The sequence below is a fragment of the Massilia niabensis genome (assembly GCF_042655085.1).
Taxonomy (GTDB): domain Bacteria; phylum Pseudomonadota; class Gammaproteobacteria; order Burkholderiales; family Burkholderiaceae_D; genus Telluria; species Telluria niabensis.
This window is the reverse complement of the sequence record NZ_JBHSMU010000013.1, coordinates 1,218-20,989: the sequence shown is the minus strand read 5'-3', so window position 1 is coordinate 20,989 and position 19,772 is coordinate 1,218. Positions and strand designations below refer to the sequence as shown.

Annotated in this window: 17 protein-coding genes and 1 pseudogene; 11 read left to right on the top strand and 7 right to left on the bottom strand. The window is 63.4% G+C overall.

The window, feature by feature from the left end:
* Positions 1-102 precede the first annotated feature (102 nt).
* The 9 genes from ACFPN5_RS12025 to ACFPN5_RS11985 all read left to right on the top strand — a co-directional run bounded on the left by ACFPN5_RS12025 (position 103) and on the right by ACFPN5_RS11985 (position 8,871).
* Positions 103-915 carry a copper resistance D family protein gene (locus ACFPN5_RS12025; protein WP_379783492.1) on the top strand — a complete coding sequence of 271 codons (813 nt, stop codon included), beginning with the start codon at positions 103-105 and terminating at the stop codon, positions 913-915.
* A gap of 25 nt (positions 916-940) precedes the next feature.
* Positions 941-1,384 carry a YybH family protein gene (locus ACFPN5_RS12020; RefSeq protein WP_379783491.1) on the top strand — a complete coding sequence of 148 codons (444 nt, stop codon included), beginning with the start codon at positions 941-943 and terminating at the stop codon, positions 1,382-1,384.
* A gap of 134 nt (positions 1,385-1,518) precedes the next feature.
* On the top strand, positions 1,519-1,917 hold the full coding sequence (locus ACFPN5_RS12015) for a hypothetical protein (protein ID WP_379783489.1): 399 nt from the start codon (positions 1,519-1,521) through the stop codon (positions 1,915-1,917).
* 94 nt (positions 1,918-2,011) lie between these two features.
* Positions 2,012-3,238: a TolC family protein gene (locus tag ACFPN5_RS12010; protein WP_379783487.1), complete on the top strand. Its 1,227-nt coding sequence runs from the start codon at positions 2,012-2,014 to the stop codon at positions 3,236-3,238.
* Complete coding sequence (locus ACFPN5_RS12005; RefSeq protein WP_379783485.1) at positions 3,235-3,789, top strand: hypothetical protein; 555 nt, start codon at positions 3,235-3,237, stop codon at positions 3,787-3,789. The genes ACFPN5_RS12010 and ACFPN5_RS12005 overlap by 4 nt, the downstream gene beginning before the upstream one ends.
* A 1-nt stretch (position 3,790) precedes the next feature.
* Positions 3,791-4,921 (top strand): efflux RND transporter periplasmic adaptor subunit, encoded by a 1,131-nt coding sequence (locus ACFPN5_RS12000; RefSeq protein ID WP_379783483.1) that lies wholly within the window; start codon positions 3,791-3,793, stop codon positions 4,919-4,921.
* Between the two features lie 7 nt (positions 4,922-4,928).
* Positions 4,929-8,027: an efflux RND transporter permease subunit gene (locus tag ACFPN5_RS11995; protein WP_379783481.1), complete on the top strand. Its 3,099-nt coding sequence runs from the start codon at positions 4,929-4,931 to the stop codon at positions 8,025-8,027.
* A gap of 61 nt (positions 8,028-8,088) precedes the next feature.
* The gene (locus ACFPN5_RS11990; RefSeq protein ID WP_379783479.1) at positions 8,089-8,463 is read left to right on the top strand and encodes a hypothetical protein; all 375 of its coding nucleotides are present in this window, start codon (positions 8,089-8,091) and stop codon (positions 8,461-8,463) included.
* Positions 8,464-8,520: 57 nt separating this feature from the next.
* Entirely contained in the window at positions 8,521-8,871 is a 351-nt protein-coding gene (locus tag ACFPN5_RS11985) for a DUF3147 family protein (protein ID WP_379783477.1), read from the top strand.
* 12 nt (positions 8,872-8,883) lie between these two features.
* Here ACFPN5_RS11985 and ACFPN5_RS11980 read toward each other — a convergent pair whose 3' ends face one another.
* From ACFPN5_RS11980 to ACFPN5_RS11970, 3 genes are all read right to left on the bottom strand, one after another.
* The gene (locus tag ACFPN5_RS11980) at positions 8,884-10,683 is read right to left on the bottom strand and encodes a 2Fe-2S iron-sulfur cluster-binding protein (RefSeq protein ID WP_379783475.1); all 1,800 of its coding nucleotides are present in this window, start codon (positions 10,681-10,683) and stop codon (positions 8,884-8,886) included.
* Complete coding sequence (locus tag ACFPN5_RS11975) at positions 10,680-11,372, bottom strand: PepSY domain-containing protein (RefSeq protein WP_379783473.1); 693 nt, start codon at positions 11,370-11,372, stop codon at positions 10,680-10,682. The genes ACFPN5_RS11980 and ACFPN5_RS11975 overlap by 4 nt, the downstream gene beginning before the upstream one ends.
* A gap of 93 nt (positions 11,373-11,465) precedes the next feature.
* Complete coding sequence (locus tag ACFPN5_RS11970) at positions 11,466-14,174, bottom strand: TonB-dependent receptor (RefSeq protein ID WP_379783471.1); 2,709 nt, start codon at positions 14,172-14,174, stop codon at positions 11,466-11,468.
* A gap of 608 nt (positions 14,175-14,782) precedes the next feature.
* Between ACFPN5_RS11970 and ACFPN5_RS11965 the strand changes: the two genes are divergently transcribed.
* Positions 14,783-15,001 carry a helix-turn-helix transcriptional regulator gene (locus ACFPN5_RS11965; RefSeq protein WP_379783469.1) on the top strand — a complete coding sequence of 73 codons (219 nt, stop codon included), beginning with the start codon at positions 14,783-14,785 and terminating at the stop codon, positions 14,999-15,001.
* A 277-nt stretch (positions 15,002-15,278) separates the two neighbouring features.
* Here ACFPN5_RS11965 and ACFPN5_RS11960 read toward each other — a convergent pair whose 3' ends face one another.
* The 3 genes from ACFPN5_RS11960 to ACFPN5_RS11950 all read right to left on the bottom strand — a co-directional run bounded on the left by ACFPN5_RS11960 (position 15,279) and on the right by ACFPN5_RS11950 (position 18,471).
* On the bottom strand, positions 15,279-16,283 hold the full coding sequence (locus ACFPN5_RS11960) for a Bug family tripartite tricarboxylate transporter substrate binding protein (RefSeq protein WP_379783467.1): 1,005 nt from the start codon (positions 16,281-16,283) through the stop codon (positions 15,279-15,281).
* A gap of 118 nt (positions 16,284-16,401) precedes the next feature.
* Positions 16,402-17,130, bottom strand: coding sequence for an SDR family NAD(P)-dependent oxidoreductase (locus tag ACFPN5_RS11955; protein WP_379783465.1), 729 nt, complete (start codon positions 17,128-17,130; stop codon positions 16,402-16,404).
* A 165-nt stretch (positions 17,131-17,295) separates the two neighbouring features.
* Complete coding sequence (locus ACFPN5_RS11950; protein WP_379783463.1) at positions 17,296-18,471, bottom strand: 4-hydroxybenzoate 3-monooxygenase; 1,176 nt, start codon at positions 18,469-18,471, stop codon at positions 17,296-17,298.
* A 124-nt stretch (positions 18,472-18,595) separates the two neighbouring features.
* Here ACFPN5_RS11950 and ACFPN5_RS11945 point away from each other — a divergent pair, with 124 nt between their 5' ends.
* The gene (locus ACFPN5_RS11945) at positions 18,596-19,501 is read left to right on the top strand and encodes a helix-turn-helix domain-containing protein (protein ID WP_379783461.1); all 906 of its coding nucleotides are present in this window, start codon (positions 18,596-18,598) and stop codon (positions 19,499-19,501) included.
* A 36-nt stretch (positions 19,502-19,537) separates the two neighbouring features.
* Here ACFPN5_RS11945 and ACFPN5_RS11940 read toward each other — a convergent pair.
* Positions 19,538-19,772 (bottom strand): annotated as a pseudogene (locus ACFPN5_RS11940) (3-(3-hydroxy-phenyl)propionate transporter MhpT); the annotation flags it as partial.

The window sequence follows — 19,772 nt, the reverse complement described above, 5'->3', positions numbered from 1 at the left end:
CGGGCCGCCATCGTCGTCCTGAACCTGTCGGTGTCCATAGTAGTCGGCGCCGGCGCTGCGACACTCTGGCTGCACCGTGCGGGCTCGCCTTGGGCAGTTGACATGCTCCCTCGCCTGCGCAGGGCGATGCTTGTCTGCTTAGCGATAGCGATGGTGTCTTATGTTGCCGTGCTCTGGCTCGAGGCAGCGTCGATGGCGGAGGTGCCGGTTGCGGAAGCATTCCCTGCAGTTCAGTCTGTGATTACGGCAACGCACTACGGCTACGCCTGGATGCTCGGTGCTGCCGCGCTGCTTGTGGCCTTGGTTACGGCTGCATTACGGCCAGGCGCGCTGGGGCTCGGGCCGGCATCTGTGCTACGGCTCGTCGCGCTGGGACTGTTCCTGTACAGCCGCAGCATCGTGAGCCACGCCGGCGCTGCAGGGGATTTCACCTGGGCAGTCGCCGTCGATTGGGTACACCTCGTCCTCATCAGCGTCTGGGTAGGCGAAGTGATCGTCGCCGGCTCGATTACCCTGCGCAGCGAGCCTGCGGCTGGACAGGAGAACCGTGTTGAATGCGCGCGCTACGTCGAGGCTCTCTCGACCTCGGCCACGATTGCATTGGTGGGTATCTTCGTTACCGGCCTCCTGAGCGCATGGCGGGGACTCGGAAGCCCAGACCAGGTCCTCGGCAATCCCTATGGAACCATGTTGATCATCAAGGTCGGCTTGGTCCTCTGCGCGGCGGGGCTTGGTGGCATGAACCGCTTCGTCGTCATGCCTGCGCTGCTCGCCCGGTTGCGCGACACCCGGGTGCCCGAGCAAGGTGTCACCCACAGGTTCGCGCTTGTCCTGCAAGCCGAGGCGGTCATCCTGCTGGCCGTCATTGTCGCAGCTGCCATCCTGAGCTCTACTCCACCCCCAACGGCGTCGTAAAACACTTCAACCACAAGGAATAGCAATGAAAATTCAGTCCAAGGCAGGAGTCCTGCTCGCAACCGCACTACTGGCAGCATCCGCCAGCAGCCTTGCAGCGTCGCCAAAAGAAACCCTTGCGGCCTTCCATGCGGCCCTTTCCAGCGGCGACAAGGCAAAGGCAACCAGCCTGCTCGCACCCGAGGTCGCGATCTATGAAGCTGGCCATGTGGAACGCTCGCGCGACGAATATGCCGGCCACCACCTTGGTGGAGATATGGAATTTGCGAAGAACGCGACCCGCAAGGTGTTGAAGCAGAGCGAACGTATCGACGGCAAGACGGCGATCGTGTGGGAGGAAACCGAAACCACAGGGACTGCCCGCGGAAAGCCCGTACACGTTTTCGGAACGGAGACGGCAGTCCTCGAAAAGAATGGGGATAACTGGACGATCGTTCACGTGCATTGGTCTTCACGGAAGGCGAAGTAAGCAACAGTTCTGTCTTCTGGATGAACCTATGCCGGACCAATCCGGTCCGGGCGAGTCCGGAAGAATTGCCCCATATTGCGTCGCAGCGAAGTGGACGCACTGCTATAATCCCGCAAAATTTGTCTGGAACTGCCTTGCGCCGGATCGTCCACATCCTCCTCCTGTTGTGCTTGCCCCTGTATGGCTTTGCCATGCAAGGCGGCCTGCCGCCTGCTGGGGGCGCGGCATCGCTCGCGCATCAGCTCGAGCACCAGCTCGAACACGACCAGGGCGTCCAGCACCACCACCATGAGGACGACGGGTCAGTCCACTACGACGAATCCGATGAATCCCGCGATCACGCGCAGGAACAATCTTCCACATCGCAACCAGCGGGTTTCGGCCTTCCCCGGCTGACGGTTCCTCCTGAACAGTCCGTGTCCGAGCTGGGAACCTATCTTGCGCGGCAGGTTCCTGAACCCTTCCTCGACGGACCGCACAGACCCCCTGCGCCCACCCCCGGCCATGCTGCCGGGGGAATGACGCACGCATAGTCGAACGATAAAGCGCGAACGATAAAGCGCGACCCCGTTCGCGCCCGTGTGCTCGCTCCCCGGTGATCTATGAATATCACCTGTTGGAGAACACATGCGCACCTGTCGCCTGTCCCTTTACCTTATCGGTGCCGTCCTGGCCCTGCCATCGGCGGTGCTGGCAGCATCGGTTGCACCGGCCCCGGCCGGCCCTACCCTTCGACAAGCCGTGGAGAGCGCATGGCAACGCGCGCCGGCCGCGCGTACGCTCGAAGCGCGTCAGGACGAAGTGTCCGCTGGACGCGCGAATGCCCGTTCCTGGCTAGCCACGAGTCCCACCCTCGGCCTGTCCCAACGCGCGGACCGCGGTGCGTCTGAACGCGACCAGCGCGAATCAGAGATTTCGGTATCGTCCTCGATCTGGCTCCCCGGCCAGAAGAGCGCCCGCGAAACGCTCGCTGCGCGCAGTACTGACGAAGTGACCGCCCATCTTGGCGCAACCCGCCTGGCCGTGGCCGGCATGGTGCGAAATCGCATGTGGGAAGCTGCGGCCGCCCGGGTCAGGCTCGAAGAGAAGCAAGACCACTTGCATCATCTCGAGGGACTGTCCGACGAGGTCAGGCGCCGCGTCAAGGCGGGCGACCTGGCCCGCAGCGACGGCCTGCTTGCGCAGCAGGAAGTTCTGGCCGCCCGGATCGAGGTAAGCAATGCCCGCACCGGAGCGTCCGAAGTGCTGGCGCGCTACCGGGTTGCGACGGGCCTATCGGCCCTACCGGCGCTGGAACCCGAACCGCTGCACCATACCGCTACGCCCATCGATACACGGCTCGCCGCAGCGCAGGCCTCCGAGGAGCGGGCACGCGCCGCCCTACGCCTGGCCGCGGCCAACCGCTCGGCGCCGCCAACGATTGCGCTCTCGGTGCGCCGCGAGGACGAACGCCTCCTGCGTGAGCCCGTCAACAGCATCGGCGTGTCCCTCCAAATCCCGATCGGCACTGCCGCGCGTAACCGCACGGTGGAAGCGCAGGCTCGGACCGTCATCGCGACCGCGGCGGCAGAAGCGGCCGAGGTACAGGCGAATGCCGAAGCCGACATCGAGATCGCGAAGGAGCGGCTTGCGAATGTGCGGGCCGCCCTCGACACCGCCCTCGAGCGCGCCGCCGCCCTGCACGAACACACCGCGCTGTTCGAGAAGGCGTTCCGTGTCGGCGAACGGGGGCTGGCCGAACTGCTGCGTTCCCGCGCCCTCACCCACGAGGCCGACGTCGCCGTAGCTCAGCAAAAAGTCGCACTCGGGCATGCCCACGCCCAACTCAATCAAGCATTAGGAATCCTTCCATGAAATACCTGAACCTTTTCTTCGCCGCCATGCTCGCCATGTCGGCAGCCTTCGCCAGCCCTGGTGCCCACGGGCCGAACGGGGAACACCTCGACGGCCAAACCGCCGCGACCGGTGCCGTCGCTACCGTGCCCCGCATCGAAACCTTTACCGAAGCGTTCGAACTGCTCGGCCACCTGTCGGGCGGGGAACTCTCGATCATGATCGACCGCTACGAGACCAATGAACCGGTGCTGGGGGGCGATCTGGAAGTCCAGTACAAGGACTTGAAGGCCATGGCCAAGTTCCACGCCGACCTCGGCGACTATGCGGTCGACGATCCGAAGCTCCTCGCTGCCATCTCGAAGCCGGGCACCCATGCCCTGCTGTTCACGCTGGTTGCAGGCGAAGAAAGCGATCTGCTCGAAGGCACGCTGACGGTTGCCGAAGCGGCCGACGAGCACGGTCACGAACACGGAGTGAACCGCTGGTTGCTGGCCGCGCTGGCTGCGGCCGTGCTCGCTGTTGCCGCAGTATTCGTCGCCCGCCGCCGGCGTCAACGCAAGAAAGCATGATATGAAGAAGCCACAACAGAACCTGATCTACCGAATTGCCGCCGGCCTTGCGGCGGGCATGTTTGCCAGCTCCCTGCTGGCCTCGCCGGGCGCGCACGGCCCGAACGGCGAACACCTGGACGGCCAGGCGACTGCCACTACAGGCGGCCTGGCGCGCCTGCCCGATGGCAGCGTCAATGTCCCGAAGCTGGCCCAGCGCCGGATGGGCGTACGCACGCTGATGGTCAAGGAAGGCGAGCATGCACGCACCTTGGCCCTGAACGGCCGCGTGGCTATCGATCCGAATGCGGGCGGGCGCGTGCAGGCCCCCTTTTCCGGGCAAATCGCGCCGGGGCCGAAAGGCCTGCCGGTCGCCGGCCAGCGCGTGGTCAAGGGCCAGGTGCTTGCCCGCCTGCGCCCGACGGGCGCCGCCATCGAGCGCGGCAACCAGGCAGCACAACTCGCCGATTTGCGCGCGAACCGCGCCCTGCTGGCCAAGCGGGTGCAGCGTTTGAAGTCGCTTGAAGGCGTCGTGCCGGCCAAGGAAATCGAAGCCGCACAAGCGGAATTGACAAGCACCATCGGCCAGGAGCGCGCGGTCAGCAAGTCGATCAGCGGAAGTGAAGCGATCATTGCGCCTGCCAGCGGCATCATTGCCAACGCCTCGGTGCTGAACGGCCAGATCGTCGAATCGCGCGACGTGCTGTTCGAGATCGTCGATCCGCAGCGCATGATGATCGAAGCCCTGTCCACGGACGCAGGTGTCGCGCGCAAGATCAGCACAGCAAGCCTCGTTGACGTGCCGGATGTCGAGCTGACCCTGCTCGGCGGCGGGCGCACGTTGCGCGACGGCGCGGTGCCGATCAACTTCCGTGCACGGGGCGCTGCCCTCGACCTCGCAGTCGGCCAGCCGGTGACCGTCCTGGCGAAGCTCGACACCAGGGTCAAGGGCATTGCGCTGCCTGCAGCGGCGCTGGCACGCAATCCCGCCAATGAAACGGTGGTGTGGATTAAATCAGGCGCCCAGCGCTTCATCGCCCTGCCAGTGGAAGCGACCGCGCTCGATGCCGGAACCGTCATCGTGACGAAGGGCCTTAGCCCTGACAACAGGGTCGTCGTCGTCGGTACTTCCCTGATTAACCAGATTCGGTAAGCGGCCCATGTTCAATTCCATCGTTCGTTTCAGCCTGCATAACCGCTTGTTCGTCCTCGCGGCGGCGCTGCTCCTGATGGTCTACGGCGCCATGACTGCATGGCGTACTCCGGTTGATGTGTTCCCGGACCTGAACAAGCCGGTCGTGACCGTGCTGGCCGAAGCCGGCGGCATGGCTCCCGAAGAAGTCGAACAACTGGTCTCGTTCCCAATCGAGACCTCGCTCAACGGCATGCCAGGGGTGACGCGCGTGCGCTCGGTCTCGGGCGTCGGCCTATCGATCGTGTATGCCGAGTTCGACTGGGGCACCGACATCTACCGCAACCGGCAGCTCGTGTCCGAGCGCATCACGCTGGTCAAGGAACAACTGCCCGGCAACATAGCGCCCGTGATGGGGCCGGTGTCCTCGATCATGGGCGAGATCATGCTGATCGCGCTGCCGATCGATGTCGCGCGGACCGACCCGATGAAGGCGCGCGAGTATGCGGATTTCGTGCTTCGCCCGCGCCTGTTGTCGATCCCGGGCGTGTCGCAGGTGATCCCGATCGGTGGCGAGGTACGGCAGTTGCGGGTCGAGCCGGATACGGCGCGCATGGCCCAGTTCGGCGTCTCGCTCGAACAGGTGACGAGCGCGCTGCGCGGCTTTGCGGCCAATACCAGCGGCGGCTTCGTCGACCTGAACAATCGCGAGTACCTGATCCGTAACCTGGGCCGCACGAATCGCCTGGAAGACATCCAGGGGCTGGCGGTGGCGTACCGCAACGGCGCCCCCGTCCTGCTCGAACAGGTCGCCGGCGTGACGTACGCGCCGGCCTTCAAGCGCGGTGACGCCGGCCTGAACGGCAAACCCGCGGTGATCGTCAGCGTGCAAAAGCAGCCCGCCGGGGACACGGTGCGCCTGACGCGCGACATCGAAACCGCGCTAGCCGAACTGAAACAGGGACTCCCGGCAGGCATTTCGGCGCCGGTAGTCCTGTTCAGGCAGGCGAACTTCATCGACAACTCGATCGGCAACGTCGTCGAGGCCCTGCGCGACGGCGCGATTCTGGTCGCCATCGTGCTCTTTGCCTTCCTGCTCAGCGTGCGCACGACGCTCATTTCGCTGATCGCCATTCCGCTGTCGCTGGCGGTGACGGCGATCGCCTTCCACCTGCTCGGCCAGTCGATCAACGTGATGACGCTGGGCGGCCTGGCAATCGCGATCGGCGAGCTGGTCGACGACGCCGTGGTGGACGTCGAAAACATCGTGCGACGACTCAAGGGGCGTAAAGAAGACGGGCAATCGGTGCTGGAAACCATCTGGCACGCCTCGGTCGAAGTCCGCTCGGGCATCGTCTACGCCACCGTAATCGTGGTGCTGGTCTTCGTGCCGCTCTTCGCGCTGCCCGGCATCGAGGGCCGGCTGTTCGCACCACTGGGCATTGCCTATATCGCCTCGATCCTGGCCTCGATGCTGGTGTCCATGACCGTGACCCCGGCGCTGGCCTATTACCTGCTGCCGAAGATGAAGCGCCTGGACCGCGGCGATAGCCCGATCGTGCGACGCATGAAACAGTGGGATACCGTCGCGCTGAACTGGTCGTTCTCGCGCGTGCGGGTGCTGCTGGCAGGCGCCCTGATCGTGGTGGTGGCTGCCGCGGCTTCCGTGCCCTTCTTCCCGCGCGCCTTCCTGCCTGCGTTTAACGAGGGTTCCCTGGTGATGGGCATGATTTTCACGCCCGGCACCTCGCTGGTGGAAGCCAACCGCATGGGTTCCCTGGCCGAGACCCTGATCGCCCAGGTGCCGGAAGTAACCAGGGTCGGGCGCCGCACCGGCCGCGCTGAACTCGACGAACATGCCGAAGGCGTGCACTCGTCCGAGATCGACGTCGACCTCAAGCCCTCCGAACGCAGCCGCGAGGAGATCATGGCCAGCATCCGCAGCCAGCTCTCCGTGATTCCCGCCTCGGTGGCCATCGGCCAGCCGATCTCGCACCGGCTCGACCATCTGCTTTCTGGCGTGCGCGCGCAGATCGCCCTGAAAATCTACGGCGACGACCTCGATACCCTGCGCGGCCTGGCCGGCGGCCTGCAGGAGCGCCTGCGCTCCGTGTCGGGCCTGGTCGATCTGTCTGTCGAACGCCAGGTCCTGATCCCGCAGATCAAGGTGCGCATCGACTACCGGAAGGCTGCCCAGCATGGCCTGGCTGCAGGCGACGTGCTGCAGGCCTTGCAGGCACTGGCCGAGGGCACGCGCGTGACGCAAGTCATCGACGGCCCCCGGCGATTCGACCTCGTCGTACGTCTCGCCGATGTCGACCGCTCGCCGCAGGACCTGGCGCGCGTGATGCTCACCAGCCCCGCCGGCCAGATCCCGTTATCAAGCGTCGCAACGGTCGAAGAAGGCGACGGCCCGAACCAGATCGGCCGCGAGAACGGGCGCCGCCGCATCGTCGTGTACGCGAATACCGACGGATCGAACATGTCGCGGATTATCGAGGACGTGCGCAAGGCGGTTGCCGCCGGCGCGCTGCCCGGCGGTTATTTCGTCAGCGTCGAAGGCCAGTTCCAGGTCCAGGAACAGTCGCAGCGGTTGATCGTCGGCTTGTCCCTGGCCTCGCTGGTGCTGATCTTCCTGGTGCTGTACTCGCGCTACCGGTCGGGGGTGCTGGCGCTGGTCATCATGGGCAATATCCCGTTCGCGCTGGTAGGCAGCGTGGTGGCAATGTGGATCGCCGGGGTGTCGCTGTCGGTCGCTTCGATGGTCGGTTTCATTACCCTGGCGGGGATCGCGACGCGCAACGGCATCCTCAAGGTGAGCCATTACATCAACCTCTGCAAGTTCGAGGGCGAAACTTTTGGATGGCCGATGATCGTGCGCGGCTCGATCGAACGCCTGACCCCGGTCCTGATGACGGCGCTGGTGGCCGCATTTGCGCTGACGCCGCTCCTGCTGGCTGCCGACGCGCCGGGGAAGGAGATCCTGCATCCGGTCGCGGTCGTCATCTTCGGCGGGCTGCTCAGTTCCACCCTGCTCGATTCGCTGCTCACACCACTCATCTTCTGGAAAGTCGGCCGCCGCCCGCTTGGGCGGCTGCTGGCCGAAAAAGGCAGCGACGCATATTGATGTACAAGGGCCAAGTGGCGGCGCCCATGTCGAGCCGCCATATGTTTTTCGGAGTAATGAATTGAAGAAGATCTTTGCAGTAGCGGCCCTCGCGGCCAGTATGACTCTGTCGGGTAACGTTCTTGCGCATGGTGCCAAGGCCAAGCACGGCGGCATCGTGCAAAGCGCGGGCGACTTGTCGTTCGAGCTGGCGGCCAAAGATGGCCGCACTACGATTTATGTCGACGACCACGGCAAGGATCTGCCGACCGCGGGTGCTACCGGCACCTTGACCGTATTGAAGGGCGCGCAGAAGACCGAATTGCCGCTCATACCGAGCGCCGGCAATACGCTGGTCGTGAAGGGTGACGCCAGTCTCGTCAAAGGCAACAAGGCAGTCGCCGCCGTCACGTTCGCGGACAAGAAAGCTGTCAGCGTTCGCTTTTCGATCAAGTGATCGCGGTTTCGGTGGCCGTCTCGACGGTCACCGAGCAACGAGGTTATTGGAGAAACGATGAAGTGGCTCATCACGAAAGACCTGATTACCGCGGCGGTTGTCGTGCGGGTGTCCGAGGTGGCGAAGCGCAGTGATCGGTTCGGCAGCTTTGTTGCCGCCCTTCCGATGATCACGCTGCTGACCCTGGTGTGGCTGCATATCGAAAAACAGCCGGAAGCCAGGCTCGCCAACCATGCGTGGTACACGTTCTGGTATGTGGTGCCGACCCCGCCGATGTTACTGGCATTTCCGTGGCTGTTGCAGCGCGTGGGATTCTGGTGGACGCTCGGGTCTTGCGCCCTGATCACAGCAGTGTCTGTCGGGGCGTTTGCGATGTTCGTGAAGCGGTTCGGAATTGAACTGCTTTAACCTCGCAAGCCCTCAGATCTTGAAATCGTCGTACGCGACATTGGCGTCGTCAACGCCGAGATTGCGCAGCATCACTCGGGTTGCCGACAACATTGCCGGCGGGCCGCAGAGATAAAACTCCAGCGACGCCACATCCGGGTGCGTGCCTAAGCCCTCCAGCACCGCGTCATGGACGAATCCGGTCCGCGCGTCACCCTCGCCTGCCGCTTCCGACAGCACCAGGTGCCAGTGGAAGTTCGGATACTTCGACGCAAAGTCGCGCATCTCTTCCACATAAGGCGCATCGCGCCTGCTGCGCGCCCCATACCAGAAGTGGATTGCCTCCGTAGCCCCCTTCGCCAGCAACTCGTGGATCATTGCGCGCAGCGGCGCCATGCCGGCACCGCCACCGATGAACACCTTTTCACGTGCTCCCGTCTTCAGGGCGAAATCGCCGAACGGACCACTGAAGCGCAGCTCATCGCCGACCTTCAGCGTGTACATGTAGCCGGATCCCCTGCCCGGCCTTGGACCAGGTACGAAGCGGACCAGGAAGGTCAGTTGCCCGTCGCAGCGCTCGAGCGGCACTGCCACCGAATACGAGCGGCGTACCGGCGCATCGTTCGCTAGCGCTGCCAGGGTGCCCGCAGTGCGCCAGTCCTCATGATGGTCCTCTGGAATATCGAGGTGGCTGGCATCGCGTTCATACGCAGGAACGTGAACCTGAACGTATGCGCCTGGTCGACACGCTACAGGCTCGTTCGGGCGCACTGTTATCTCACGCAGGAAGGGCGACAGCGGTTTCACGCTTGTGACGACCCCTGCCCGCTCGTCTGCTAAAGCGGTGGCGTCCCCGACGTCGATATCGAGACTGCGCTTCACAGGCAGGTTGCAGGCCAGCCGATAACCGGCCTTGATTTTGGAACGCGACAGCAGTGCCCGGTCGGCGCCAGTCGGTTCCGGCGCATTGCCAACGCACCTGACTTCGCACAGGCCACAGCTTTGTCCACCGCCGCAATTGGACGGCAGCTGCAGCCCGGAGCGGGCAAGCGTCTGAAACACGGTGTCGCCCTGTACGGCGTCGATCGAACGCTGCGGCCTCCCACTAGCGTCAACCAGGTTCACGGTGCGGCTCCGACGCCAGCGGCTGGGGACGAACTCCGCCAGGCGGACGCTGACGAACAGCAGCCAGACGCCTGTCAGTGCCATCCACAACCCGCCGATCGCGCTCGAGACCAGCAAGGGGTTGTTGAAGTTGGTCCGCTCGCTGTAATCCATGATGTGGAGCATCCAGAACAGGTCGAACAGGCGCCAGGTACTGTTCCTGTGTTCGAGCACGGCTCCCGACTTGGTCGATACGTAGACCGACGTCTCGTCGGCATCATCGAAGTCGATGCGCCAGACCGGCTCTTTGTGGTTGCGGGCCTCTAGCGTATAGGAAAGAAGCCGCGGCGAGCTGGCTTTACCGGGGCCGGAATATGACGCCTGTGCGATCTTTCCAGCGAGTTGCGCGTCGACCACAAGGGCGGTGGCATCGCTGGCGCGGACAAGCCAGCTTCGCTTGTCGTTCTCGAGCCGGTAAACAGGCTGGTCGAGCAGCCAGCCGGAACTGATGGTCATGACACTTTCTTTTGTGGCCTCCACCACCGCGTCCGTGCTCATGACATCGCGCGGCCATGCCGGCGGCGCCGGCGGCTTGACACGAAACTCGCGTCCGGCCACCTTGTCTGCCTCGAGCAGGCTCATCATGACCCCGCTCGACATCCACAGCACGAACTGGATCGCCAGAATCAGTCCCACCCACTTGTGAAGGCGTCGCATCCAGTGGCTCATACCGACTTCCTCCGCTTGAAACTGTAGAAGAGCAGCCAGGCTCCGCTCAGCGCGAACGCCAGCCCGCAGATCGACGCTACGCGCAGGAGCGTGTTGTTTACGTCCTCACGCGCCTCGTAATCCATGATGTGGAACATCCACAGGAAATCGAACCACCGCCATAGCTCATGACGGCGCGCCACGAGGTCGCCGGTAAAAGGCGAAAAGTACAGCGTCGACTTGCCCGGCTCGTCGTAATGGACCGCCCACAGGGGCACCGGCCGCGCGCCGACTTCCTGAGGTGCTTTGGTGACCCACTCGACGCCGCGGATGCTCCCTTCGCCGACATATGCCGCATCGGCAAGCGCGACGATGTCCTCGCGGCCGAGCGGGCTGAGCTTCTTGCCGTCGGCTGCGTCCACGAGAGTAATCTGTTGGCCCTGTTTGATTTCGTATGCCTCTTTCCCGAGCAGGCTCTTCATCCGCACCGCGGTAATGCCTGGGTAGAGTGCGTGCAGGCGTGCCTGCGTGATGCGGGTGCCTGAGGGCTTGAGCGGTTCGGTGGGCACATGCGCCAGATGGTCGCCGTGGACAACCTCGAGCGGAACGACAACCATGTACAAGCCGCTGATCATCCAGAGCAGTGCCTGCACCCCGATGACAAGTCCTATCCATTTATGGGCGCGTCGCACCCAGAAGGCTAATTGCATACGTATCGTGTGTAAGTTGAGTTACCCGGCAGGGGCAAACCGGCCGCCGCGCATTATGCATGCGCAGCAGCCTGCCTTGCTGGCATCCGATGCCTAGAACTTGTAGCCGAGGCGAACGTGCCAACGGCGGCCGAGCAGGTCGTAGGTCATCGTGTCGGTGTTCCCGTCTGTCCAGCTCTGGATATACGGGGGGCGCTTGTCGAACAGGTTGTCGATGCCGACGGACAGCGCGATCGCCTTGTTGAACGCATACTTCAGGCTAGCGTTGTGGTAGGCAACACTGGGCGCGCGGGAGCCGATATCGGCTGGCGCGGCGTTGATGTCGTCAGCCTTGCCGATGTACTGGACCGTGTAGGACCCCGACCATGGGCCGTTGGATGTGGTCAGGGAGGCGGTCGACCGCCACTTGGCATAGCTGCCGCGTCCGCCCGTGATCTTGCCGGCATACTCGATGACCTCACCGCCAGGGAACGGCGTTACGTCGAACTCGCTAAGACGGGAAACATCCGCCGTGACTGACGACGACCACCCGAACAGGTTGAAGTCATACATGGCGCCGAGGTCGATCCCCGAGACGCGCTGCTGCGCCGCGTTCTCGGGCTGCGAGGACAGGAAGTTGATTTCGCCCGTGCGCGGATCGCGCGTGAAGCTCTGCGGACCGCAGAAGATGTGTGCAAGGCCAGGCGAGTTGTAGCAGACCGAAAGTTTGGTCGATCCGGGAACCGTCTCAATCGCGTTGTTGATCTTGATGTTGAAATAGTCGAGGGTCAGCGTCAAGGCCTTCGATGGCGTCCAGACAGCACCGACCGTGAACGTGTCCGCCTCTTCCGGCTTGAGGTTCTGGTTGCCGCCGCCCGTTGTCAGGATCGACGGTCCGAACTGCCTGAATCCGGCAGGCAGGCCAGATGCCTGGCAATTCTTGTAGACCGCGGAGTTCGGATCGAGCGTATTCCAGTTGTTGCATGGATCGGTCGTCGTCAGGTTACCCTCGGAGACGCCGCCGAACAGTTCCGGAACATTCGGTACGCGAAAAGCTGTCGACCGGTTGGCGCGCATTTTCAGCGAAGGAATCACCTGCCAGTCGAGACCGAGCTTGTAGGTCGCCTGGGATCCGAACAGGCTGTAGTCGGAGTACCGCGCCGCAGCGTTCAGGGTCAGCGAATCGACCAGCGGCAGCTTGGCCAGCAAGGGCACGGCCAACTCCGCGAAGACCTCACGTGCGCTGTACTCGCCGGCGATCGCGTCCTGGGCAGGCGTATTGGCGGCGCCCGACACGATCAGAGCGTCCGGATCACGCCATCCGCGCTCCTTGCGGTACTCGAAGCCCGAAGCGAAACCAACCGGCCCGGCCGGCAGGGAGAACACCTCGCCGCTGATGCTTGCATTAAAGCTCTTCTGGTCGTTTCCGCCGTGGTCGCGAGTCGTGAAGTGGATGTATTCGAGCACTGCCGGGCTGAGGTTGCCGTAGCCCAGATAGTTGCCGCATGGGGCTGCAGTCGGTCCCCTGCCGCACGTTGCGGCGTTGAGCGTGCCGTCGACACGATCGAGGTTGATGATGTTCGTCATCCCGTCGACACCGGTGTTGCGCCCCCAGTTGAGGGATGCCGACCAGTCCCACTTCTCTCCGATTTCACCCTTCAATCCGGCGAGCACCCGAAAGGTGTTCGTCTCCTGAAAGAAGTAGCGCGGGCCAACTTCGGCCACCCGGCGCCGCTCCAGCGTCAGGTTTTGCCCGGTCGGGTTGGTAGGATGGCTTGCGGCGATTTCAATCGGCCGGTACACACCAATCGCGCCGGGCGTTGCAAGCTGCCTGGACTGCCGGTTGGTGAACATGAGCTCAGTGAACAAGTCGACCTTGTCGTTCAAGCGCACATTACCGAAAGCGCTGGCGCCGACGCGCTTGATCGGGTTCACGGCGTTGAGGAACGGGTTGCTGTTATAGGCGTGCTTCGCTGCGCTGTAAGTCTCGAAACTGCGCGGATTCCCGTTCGGGTCCTGATTGAAGTTGACCCGGCGGCCATCCGCGAGCCGCGCGCGTCCGCCGATGGTGGACGAGCTACCCGAGCACACCAGCTCGCCCTCGTCCTCGAAGAGTGAGCAAGGCGCGCGCGAGGCAAGGTTGACCGCTTCGCTCTCGGAATAGTTCAGGGACGCCATCAGCGAACCGCGCTCGCTCTTGGTACCCCAGACGATGTCGGCCGATTTCTCGGCGCCGTCGCCGCGTTCGGTCTTCCCGTAACGCACAGACGCTTCGATACCGTCCATGGCCTTCTTGGTGATGATGTTGACGACGCCGGCGACAGCATCGGCGCCGTAGATCGCGGACGCCCCGTCCTTGAGCACCTCGATCCGTTCGATCATCGCGACGGGAATCATGTTCAGGTCGACCGAGCTGTTCGCGCCCGTCCCGCCCGACACGACGCGGCGACCGTTGAGGAGCACCAGCGTACGGTCGATTCCGAGGCCGCGCAGGTTGACCTGTGTCGTGCCATAGCCGTTGCTGGTCCAGTACGCGCTGGTCTGGCTGCCCGCCGTGCCCGCGGACGAAGGCAGCCGCTGGAGAAGTGTTTCGATCGAGATCGCGCCGGAGCGCTGGATGGTATCGGCATCGATCACGGTGACAGGGCCGACCCCGGAGACTTGTTCTTGGCGGAGGTTGATGCGGCTACCGGTAACCTGGACACGCTGCATTCCTGTCGGTTCGGCGGTTTCGGCTGTAGCCGGCTGTTGCGCATATGCGCTTTGCTGCAGAACCATCAACGCAAGCGCGGCTGTCGTTCTTGGGACGTACTTATAGGCCATTTACCCTCCGGGTTTGTTTTTGTAGAAGCTACTGATCTGAAGCTGACACATTTCCGAGGCGTCTGGAGCAAGCCGGAGCGGGAGATCCGATAGCCGACCTGTCTATACATATTGCCGCCTTTCCAATGTAGCCAGAAGTCTACACGTTGGCAATAAGAATGTATTTTTACAACAAGTAGCCGTATAAGATTTTTTGGAGCGCAGAAAGGCCGACGCATATTTGCGCCAGCCGCGTTCTCTCCCCCAAATTAGAAACGCGCCATCTCGAGCTACTGACCAAGCTGCCGAAGCTGCACATCTGGCGCTCATCGCTGAGGGCGCAACTGGGCAACTGCCAGCGCTGCTGCGCTCAGCATCCAACGCAACACGGCATTGATCGGCCTGCCCGATCGGCACGTCACGCTGGTCCACCCCTAGGTGACACGAACTGGTCCATTACACGGTAAGGACTTGGAGCTCCCGGCTCCTTTTCGCGGGAGACGCTGCCCCTAGGCTAACCCATCTAATCGGCCGAAAAGCCCCGGCTTAGATGCTAGAAGTCACTCGACCATAAGGGGAACATATTGACTATGCAAGCACGCGTTGCCGTCATCTGAGGACCAACGACCATGAAGCAAAATAACACGAACACATCCACCGGAGCCGACACTCCACCCCTGCTCTACCGTATCCAGACGGTGATGCACCTGCTGGACATCTCTCACGCGACGGTTTACCGTCTTATAGCCAAAGGAGACCTGGAGCTGGTAAAGCTGGGTTCCCGGACCAGCAGAATCACGTCGGCGAGCGTCGAGCGCATGATTTCGGCCCGCCGTGGACAGGGGTAACGGTGCGCAGCTTTCGCGTGCCCGGAATCGAACCAATGACACGAGCTCGTCTGGCGGTAGATTTGGCGGTACTTTTTATTCAATATCTCCAGAAAGCGCGGGTTCTCCCTATGAGAAGCTCAGCCGTATTCGATCCCGGCTCCGGGCACCACATGCTTATCGCGCAACACCGCCAACGCCGGCAATCGCAACGGACTTGCCCCGCCAGTCGGGTAAGTGCATCGGACGAGGCAGGCGGCCCGGCGAGCCTCAAGTTGCGCTCGAAGCGCCACCACGATCAGTCGGCCGTCGCGCCCGACTGCTTCACGATCTTGCCCCACTTCGCCGTTTCGCTCTGAATGAACTCGGCAAACTGTTCCGGTTTCTCTCCATGAGGTTCGGCCCCCTGCTCCGCCATTTTCTTCTTCACCTCCGGGTCGGCGAGCGCCTTGAGGATGGAAGCGTTCAGCCTGGCGACCACCGGCGCCGGTGTCTTGGCCGGTGCCAGCAGGCCAAACCAGGACGTGGCTTCGTAGCCGGGCACGCCAGCCTCGGCGATGGTCGGCACGTTCGGCAGAGCCGGCGAGCGCTTTGGCGTGGTCACCGCCAGGGGACGCAGCTTGCCGCTCTTCACATGCCCGATCGCCGACGGCATGTTGTCGAACATGACCGCGATCTGGCCACCCAGCAGGTCGGTCAGCGCCGGCGCGCTCCCACGGTAGGCCACGTGCTGCATGTCGACGCCGGCCATCTGCTTGAAAAGCTCACCGGACAGGTGGATCGAGCTGCCGTTGCCCGACGAGCCGAAGGTGACCTTGCCCGGATTGGCCTTGACATAGGCGATCATTTCCTTCACGTTCTTGAATGGTTGCGAAGGATTGGTCACAAGCAGGTTCGGCACCAGCGCAACGCGCGACAGCGGCGTGAAGTCCTTGACCGGGTCGAAGGCCAGCTTCTTGTAGAGGCTCTGGTTGATGGCGTGCGTACCGACGGTACCCATGAGGAGCGTGTAGCCGTCCGGCGCAGCCCGCGCCACGGCCTGGGTGCCGATGTTCCCGCCCGCACCGGCACGATTATCGACCAGCACCGTCTGGCCAAGATCCTTGCTCATGTATTGCCCGACCACGCGCGCCAGGATATCGGTGGTGCCGCCTGCCGAGAAGGGAACGACGATCGTGATGGTCTTGGTCGGGAAGGCTGCCTGGGCTTGCGCAGCCAGAGGGGCCAGTGACAGGACGCCAACGGCAGCCGCGGCAAGGGCAGCGCGGCACTTCAAAGCGGTATCGAGAGAAAAACGTGGCATGAATGGTCTCCGAGTAGTTATACCCGCAGGGCTGGATGCCGGCTGCAGGCGATTCGAACGGGTACTCCCGTCGGTATGGCGGCACGGGCACGGTTGCCCGGCCTACAGCAATGTCGAGTCAGATCGGTGCAACGCCAAGCGTCGTGCCGCCGCATACATACAGCACCTGGCCGGTCACGAACCCGTTGTCTGGAGAGAGGAAGAACATGGCGGCGCGCGCCACGTCCTCGGGAGTGCCGAGACGCCCGACGACGATGCTGTCGATGATGCGTTTTGTCTGTGGCGCGCCGTCCGGATTACTCTGCCGGAAAAGCTCCGTCGCAATCGGCCCTGGCGCCACGGCATTGACTGTGATCCCGTCGCCGCCGAGCTCGAGCGCCAGGGTGCGCGTCATGCCGATCAGACCGGCCTTGGTCGCCGAATATACGACGCGCTGCGCCTTGCCCAGCCCCGCACGCGAGGACATGTTGACGATGCGCCCGCGCCTTGATGCGCGTAGCGTCGGCAATGCCGCCTGGACCAGGATGATGCTGGCCTTGAAGTGCAGGTCGACCACGTAATCGAGGTCGTCCATCGTGGCGGTGTCGATCGTGCCTGGGCGCGTGGCGCCGGCGTTGTTGACCAGTGCTGTGACGGCGTAGCTTGACGTGACTTGCCGGGCGATCTCCCGGGTTTCCTGTGGCTGCGTCAGGTCGGCCTGGAAGGACAGGAGCTTGTCATGGCCCCAGTCGGGCTCCTTGTAGTCGAGATTGACGACGGTGCGCCCCTGCGCAAGCAGCGCCTCGCAGATCGCCCGGCCGATGCCGGCGCTGCCGCCCGTGACCAGGGCGACTTCCTGTTGGCTCATGTTTGTCTCCGAAACTTTTTTAATGGAATCGTCGGCATGGGATAGCGGCCAGACACGGCAGCACATGAATGCCCCACCCGCATCGTTCGTTAATCGCACAGATGTTTGATGACAGAACTTATGCTTCAGAGTGTAGGCGAGTGCCGCCGGCTGCGCAAGCCACTATCAAAACGCACCGACGTAATTTTCCGCCAGCGCCGTTTGCATCGCGCGCGAAGAGGCGACATTCTCCAGTTCGGCCAGTTGCACCTGGCGTTCGAAGGGCGACGCGTCGGCGAAGGTGTGCAGCAGGCGGGTCATCCACCAGGAAAAATACTCCGCGCGCCAGACGCGCTTGAGCGCCGCGTCCGAATAGCCGTCCAGCAGGTCTTCGGCGCCGCGCTTGTAGAACGCGTCGAGCGCGCGCGACAGCAGGTGCACGTCGGAAATCGCCAGGTTCATCCCCTTGGCCCCGGTGGGCGGCACGATATGGGCGGCGTCGCCCGCCAGGAACAGGCGGCCCGAACGCATTGGCGCGCACACGAAGCTGCGCATGCCGATGATGTTCTTCTGGAAAATCCTGCCTTCCTTCACCTTCCAGCCGTCGTTGATTTCCACCCGTGCATGAAGCTCGGACCAGATGCGGTCGTCCGACCAGTTGTCGACATGGTCGTGCGGGTCGCACTGGAAGTACAGGCGCTGCACGGTCGGCGAGCGGGTGCTGACCAAGGCAAAGCCGCGCTCGTGCTGCGCGTAGATCAGTTCGTCGGACGACGGTTCGGACTCGACCAGGATGCCGAACCAGCCGAAGGGATAGGTGCGCTGGAAATCCTGGCGTACGCCTGCGGGAATCATCGGCCGCGATACGCCATGGAAGCCGTCGCAACCGATCACGAAATCGGCCTCGAGCCGCTGCGCCTGGCCGCCGTGCACGAAGCTGACCGATGGCCGCTCGGTGCCGATGCCCTCAAGTCCATCCAGCGCGACATGGCTGGCATTGAACAGCAACTGGCCGCCCGCTGCGAGCCGTGCCGCAACCAGGTCGATGATGACTTCATGCTGGGGGTAGACGGTGATCGCCTTGCCTGTGAGTTCCGTGAGGTCGATACGGTGGCGCTTGCCGGCGAATGCCAGTTCGATGCCGTGGTGGAGCGCGCCTTCCTTGCGCATGCGCTCGCCGACGCCGGCATCGTTCAGGATGTCCATGCTGCCCTGTTCGAGCACGCCGGCGCGGATAGTTGCCTCGATCTCGTCGCGGCTGCGCACCTCGAGCACGACGGACTCGATGCCGTTCAGGTGAAGCAGGTGGGAAAGCAGAAGGCCGGCAGGACCGGCGCCGACGATGGCAACCTGGGTACGCATGATGATGTCTCCGTTTGTGTTTGGTTGACACCATCGTAGTACCGCGCGGCCCGGATAAGAATGGATAGAACCGGGAAAAACTTGTACTATTTCGCCATCCTGCCGTTTTCCCTCCCTTTCCATCATGCCCGACCTGCCGCCTGCGCTTCCCGCAAAAATCCCGGAATTTGCGCTCTATGGCGAGCTCACGCGGGGCACCGACGCCGAGGGCGTGCATATCGAACTGATCGAAACGCGCAGCCGCCAGCACGACTGGCATATTGGCACGCACAGGCACGCGGGACTTTTCCAGGTACTTTTTTTATTCGCAGGGAGGGTTGCAGCCGACATCGACGGGGCCCTGTGGGAATGCGACGGACCCGTCGCGCTGACGATCCACCCCTCGCTGGCACATGGTTTCGACTTTTCAGAGGAAGCACAGGGCTATGTCCTGACCCTCGACCAGAACGTCCTGTTCGCCGCGACCGGCCACGGGGGCGACCTGTTCGCGTCGCTCTTCGTGCAACCGCTGGCGATTGGGCTGGGGGCTGTGCAGGAGGTGCGCGAGCGTATCGAAACGCTGCTGCGTAACCTGATCGCCGAGGCAGCCTGGCCGCGCCAGGGCCACACCTTGATGCTCGAGTGGCTGGCGCGCTGTGCGCTATTAATGCTGGTACGGGTGCAGGCCGAGCGACGGATCGCCGACAAATCCGGACGGGGGGACTTCGAGCTGTTCAGCCGCTTTCGGATGGAAGTGGAACGCCACTACCAGGAGCAGTGGCAGGTCGGACAATACGCGCAGTTGTTGCGGATCATGCCCTCCCGCCTGAACCGGCTCTGCCTGAAGCTGGCTGGCAAGACGGCCTTCGACATCACCCAGGACAGGCTGATGCTCGAAGCCTGCCGCAAGCTGACCTATATTCCTGCCAGTATCGCCACTATTGCCTATGAGCTCGGCTTCCAGGATCCGGCCTATTTCAGCCGCCTGTTCAAGAAGCTGATCGGGGTGACTCCCAAAGCGTTCCGGCAGCAGACCCAGGCGAGCGTGTGAGGGAAATACACCCGCCCCACCCCTTTCGACATCTTCCTAGCGTGCCTGGGCGATCGGCCCACCCTGCGCCCTGCCCGGGTCGAGGCCCTGCGATAGCTTCCACGCGCAGATAGCCGCCACCACCAGGCCCGGTGCTGCCGACAGCATCACCCCGGCAACACCCGATCCCGCAGCCAGCACCTGTCCGGCTACAAGCGGACCGGCCATGGCTCCCAACCGGCCGACCGAGACCGATGCGCCCACACCGGTGGCACGGATCGCGGTGGCATAC

Coding starts and splice junctions, on each gene's coding strand:
- ACFPN5_RS11955 (WP_379783465.1), bottom strand. CDS start 17,130: ATGAGCCAACAGGAAGTCGCCCTGGTCACGGGCGGCAGCGCCGGCATC.
- ACFPN5_RS11995 (WP_379783481.1), top strand. CDS start 4,929: ATGTTCAATTCCATCGTTCGTTTCAGCCTGCATAACCGCTTGTTCGTC.
- ACFPN5_RS12020 (WP_379783491.1), top strand. CDS start 941: ATGAAAATTCAGTCCAAGGCAGGAGTCCTGCTCGCAACCGCACTACTG.
- ACFPN5_RS11945 (WP_379783461.1), top strand. CDS start 18,596: ATGCCCGACCTGCCGCCTGCGCTTCCCGCAAAAATCCCGGAATTTGCG.
- ACFPN5_RS11975 (WP_379783473.1), bottom strand. CDS start 11,372: ATGCAATTAGCCTTCTGGGTGCGACGCGCCCATAAATGGATAGGACTT.
- ACFPN5_RS11965 (WP_379783469.1), top strand. CDS start 14,783: ATGAAGCAAAATAACACGAACACATCCACCGGAGCCGACACTCCACCC.
- ACFPN5_RS11970 (WP_379783471.1), bottom strand. CDS start 14,174: ATGGCCTATAAGTACGTCCCAAGAACGACAGCCGCGCTTGCGTTGATG.
- ACFPN5_RS12000 (WP_379783483.1), top strand. CDS start 3,791: ATGAAGAAGCCACAACAGAACCTGATCTACCGAATTGCCGCCGGCCTT.
- ACFPN5_RS12005 (WP_379783485.1), top strand. CDS start 3,235: ATGAAATACCTGAACCTTTTCTTCGCCGCCATGCTCGCCATGTCGGCA.
- ACFPN5_RS12010 (WP_379783487.1), top strand. CDS start 2,012: ATGCGCACCTGTCGCCTGTCCCTTTACCTTATCGGTGCCGTCCTGGCC.
- ACFPN5_RS11980 (WP_379783475.1), bottom strand. CDS start 10,683: ATGAGCCACTGGATGCGACGCCTTCACAAGTGGGTGGGACTGATTCTG.
- ACFPN5_RS12025 (WP_379783492.1), top strand. CDS start 103: ATGCTCCCTCGCCTGCGCAGGGCGATGCTTGTCTGCTTAGCGATAGCG.
- ACFPN5_RS11950 (WP_379783463.1), bottom strand. CDS start 18,471: ATGCGTACCCAGGTTGCCATCGTCGGCGCCGGTCCTGCCGGCCTTCTG.
- ACFPN5_RS11985 (WP_379783477.1), top strand. CDS start 8,521: ATGAAGTGGCTCATCACGAAAGACCTGATTACCGCGGCGGTTGTCGTG.
- ACFPN5_RS11960 (WP_379783467.1), bottom strand. CDS start 16,283: ATGCCACGTTTTTCTCTCGATACCGCTTTGAAGTGCCGCGCTGCCCTT.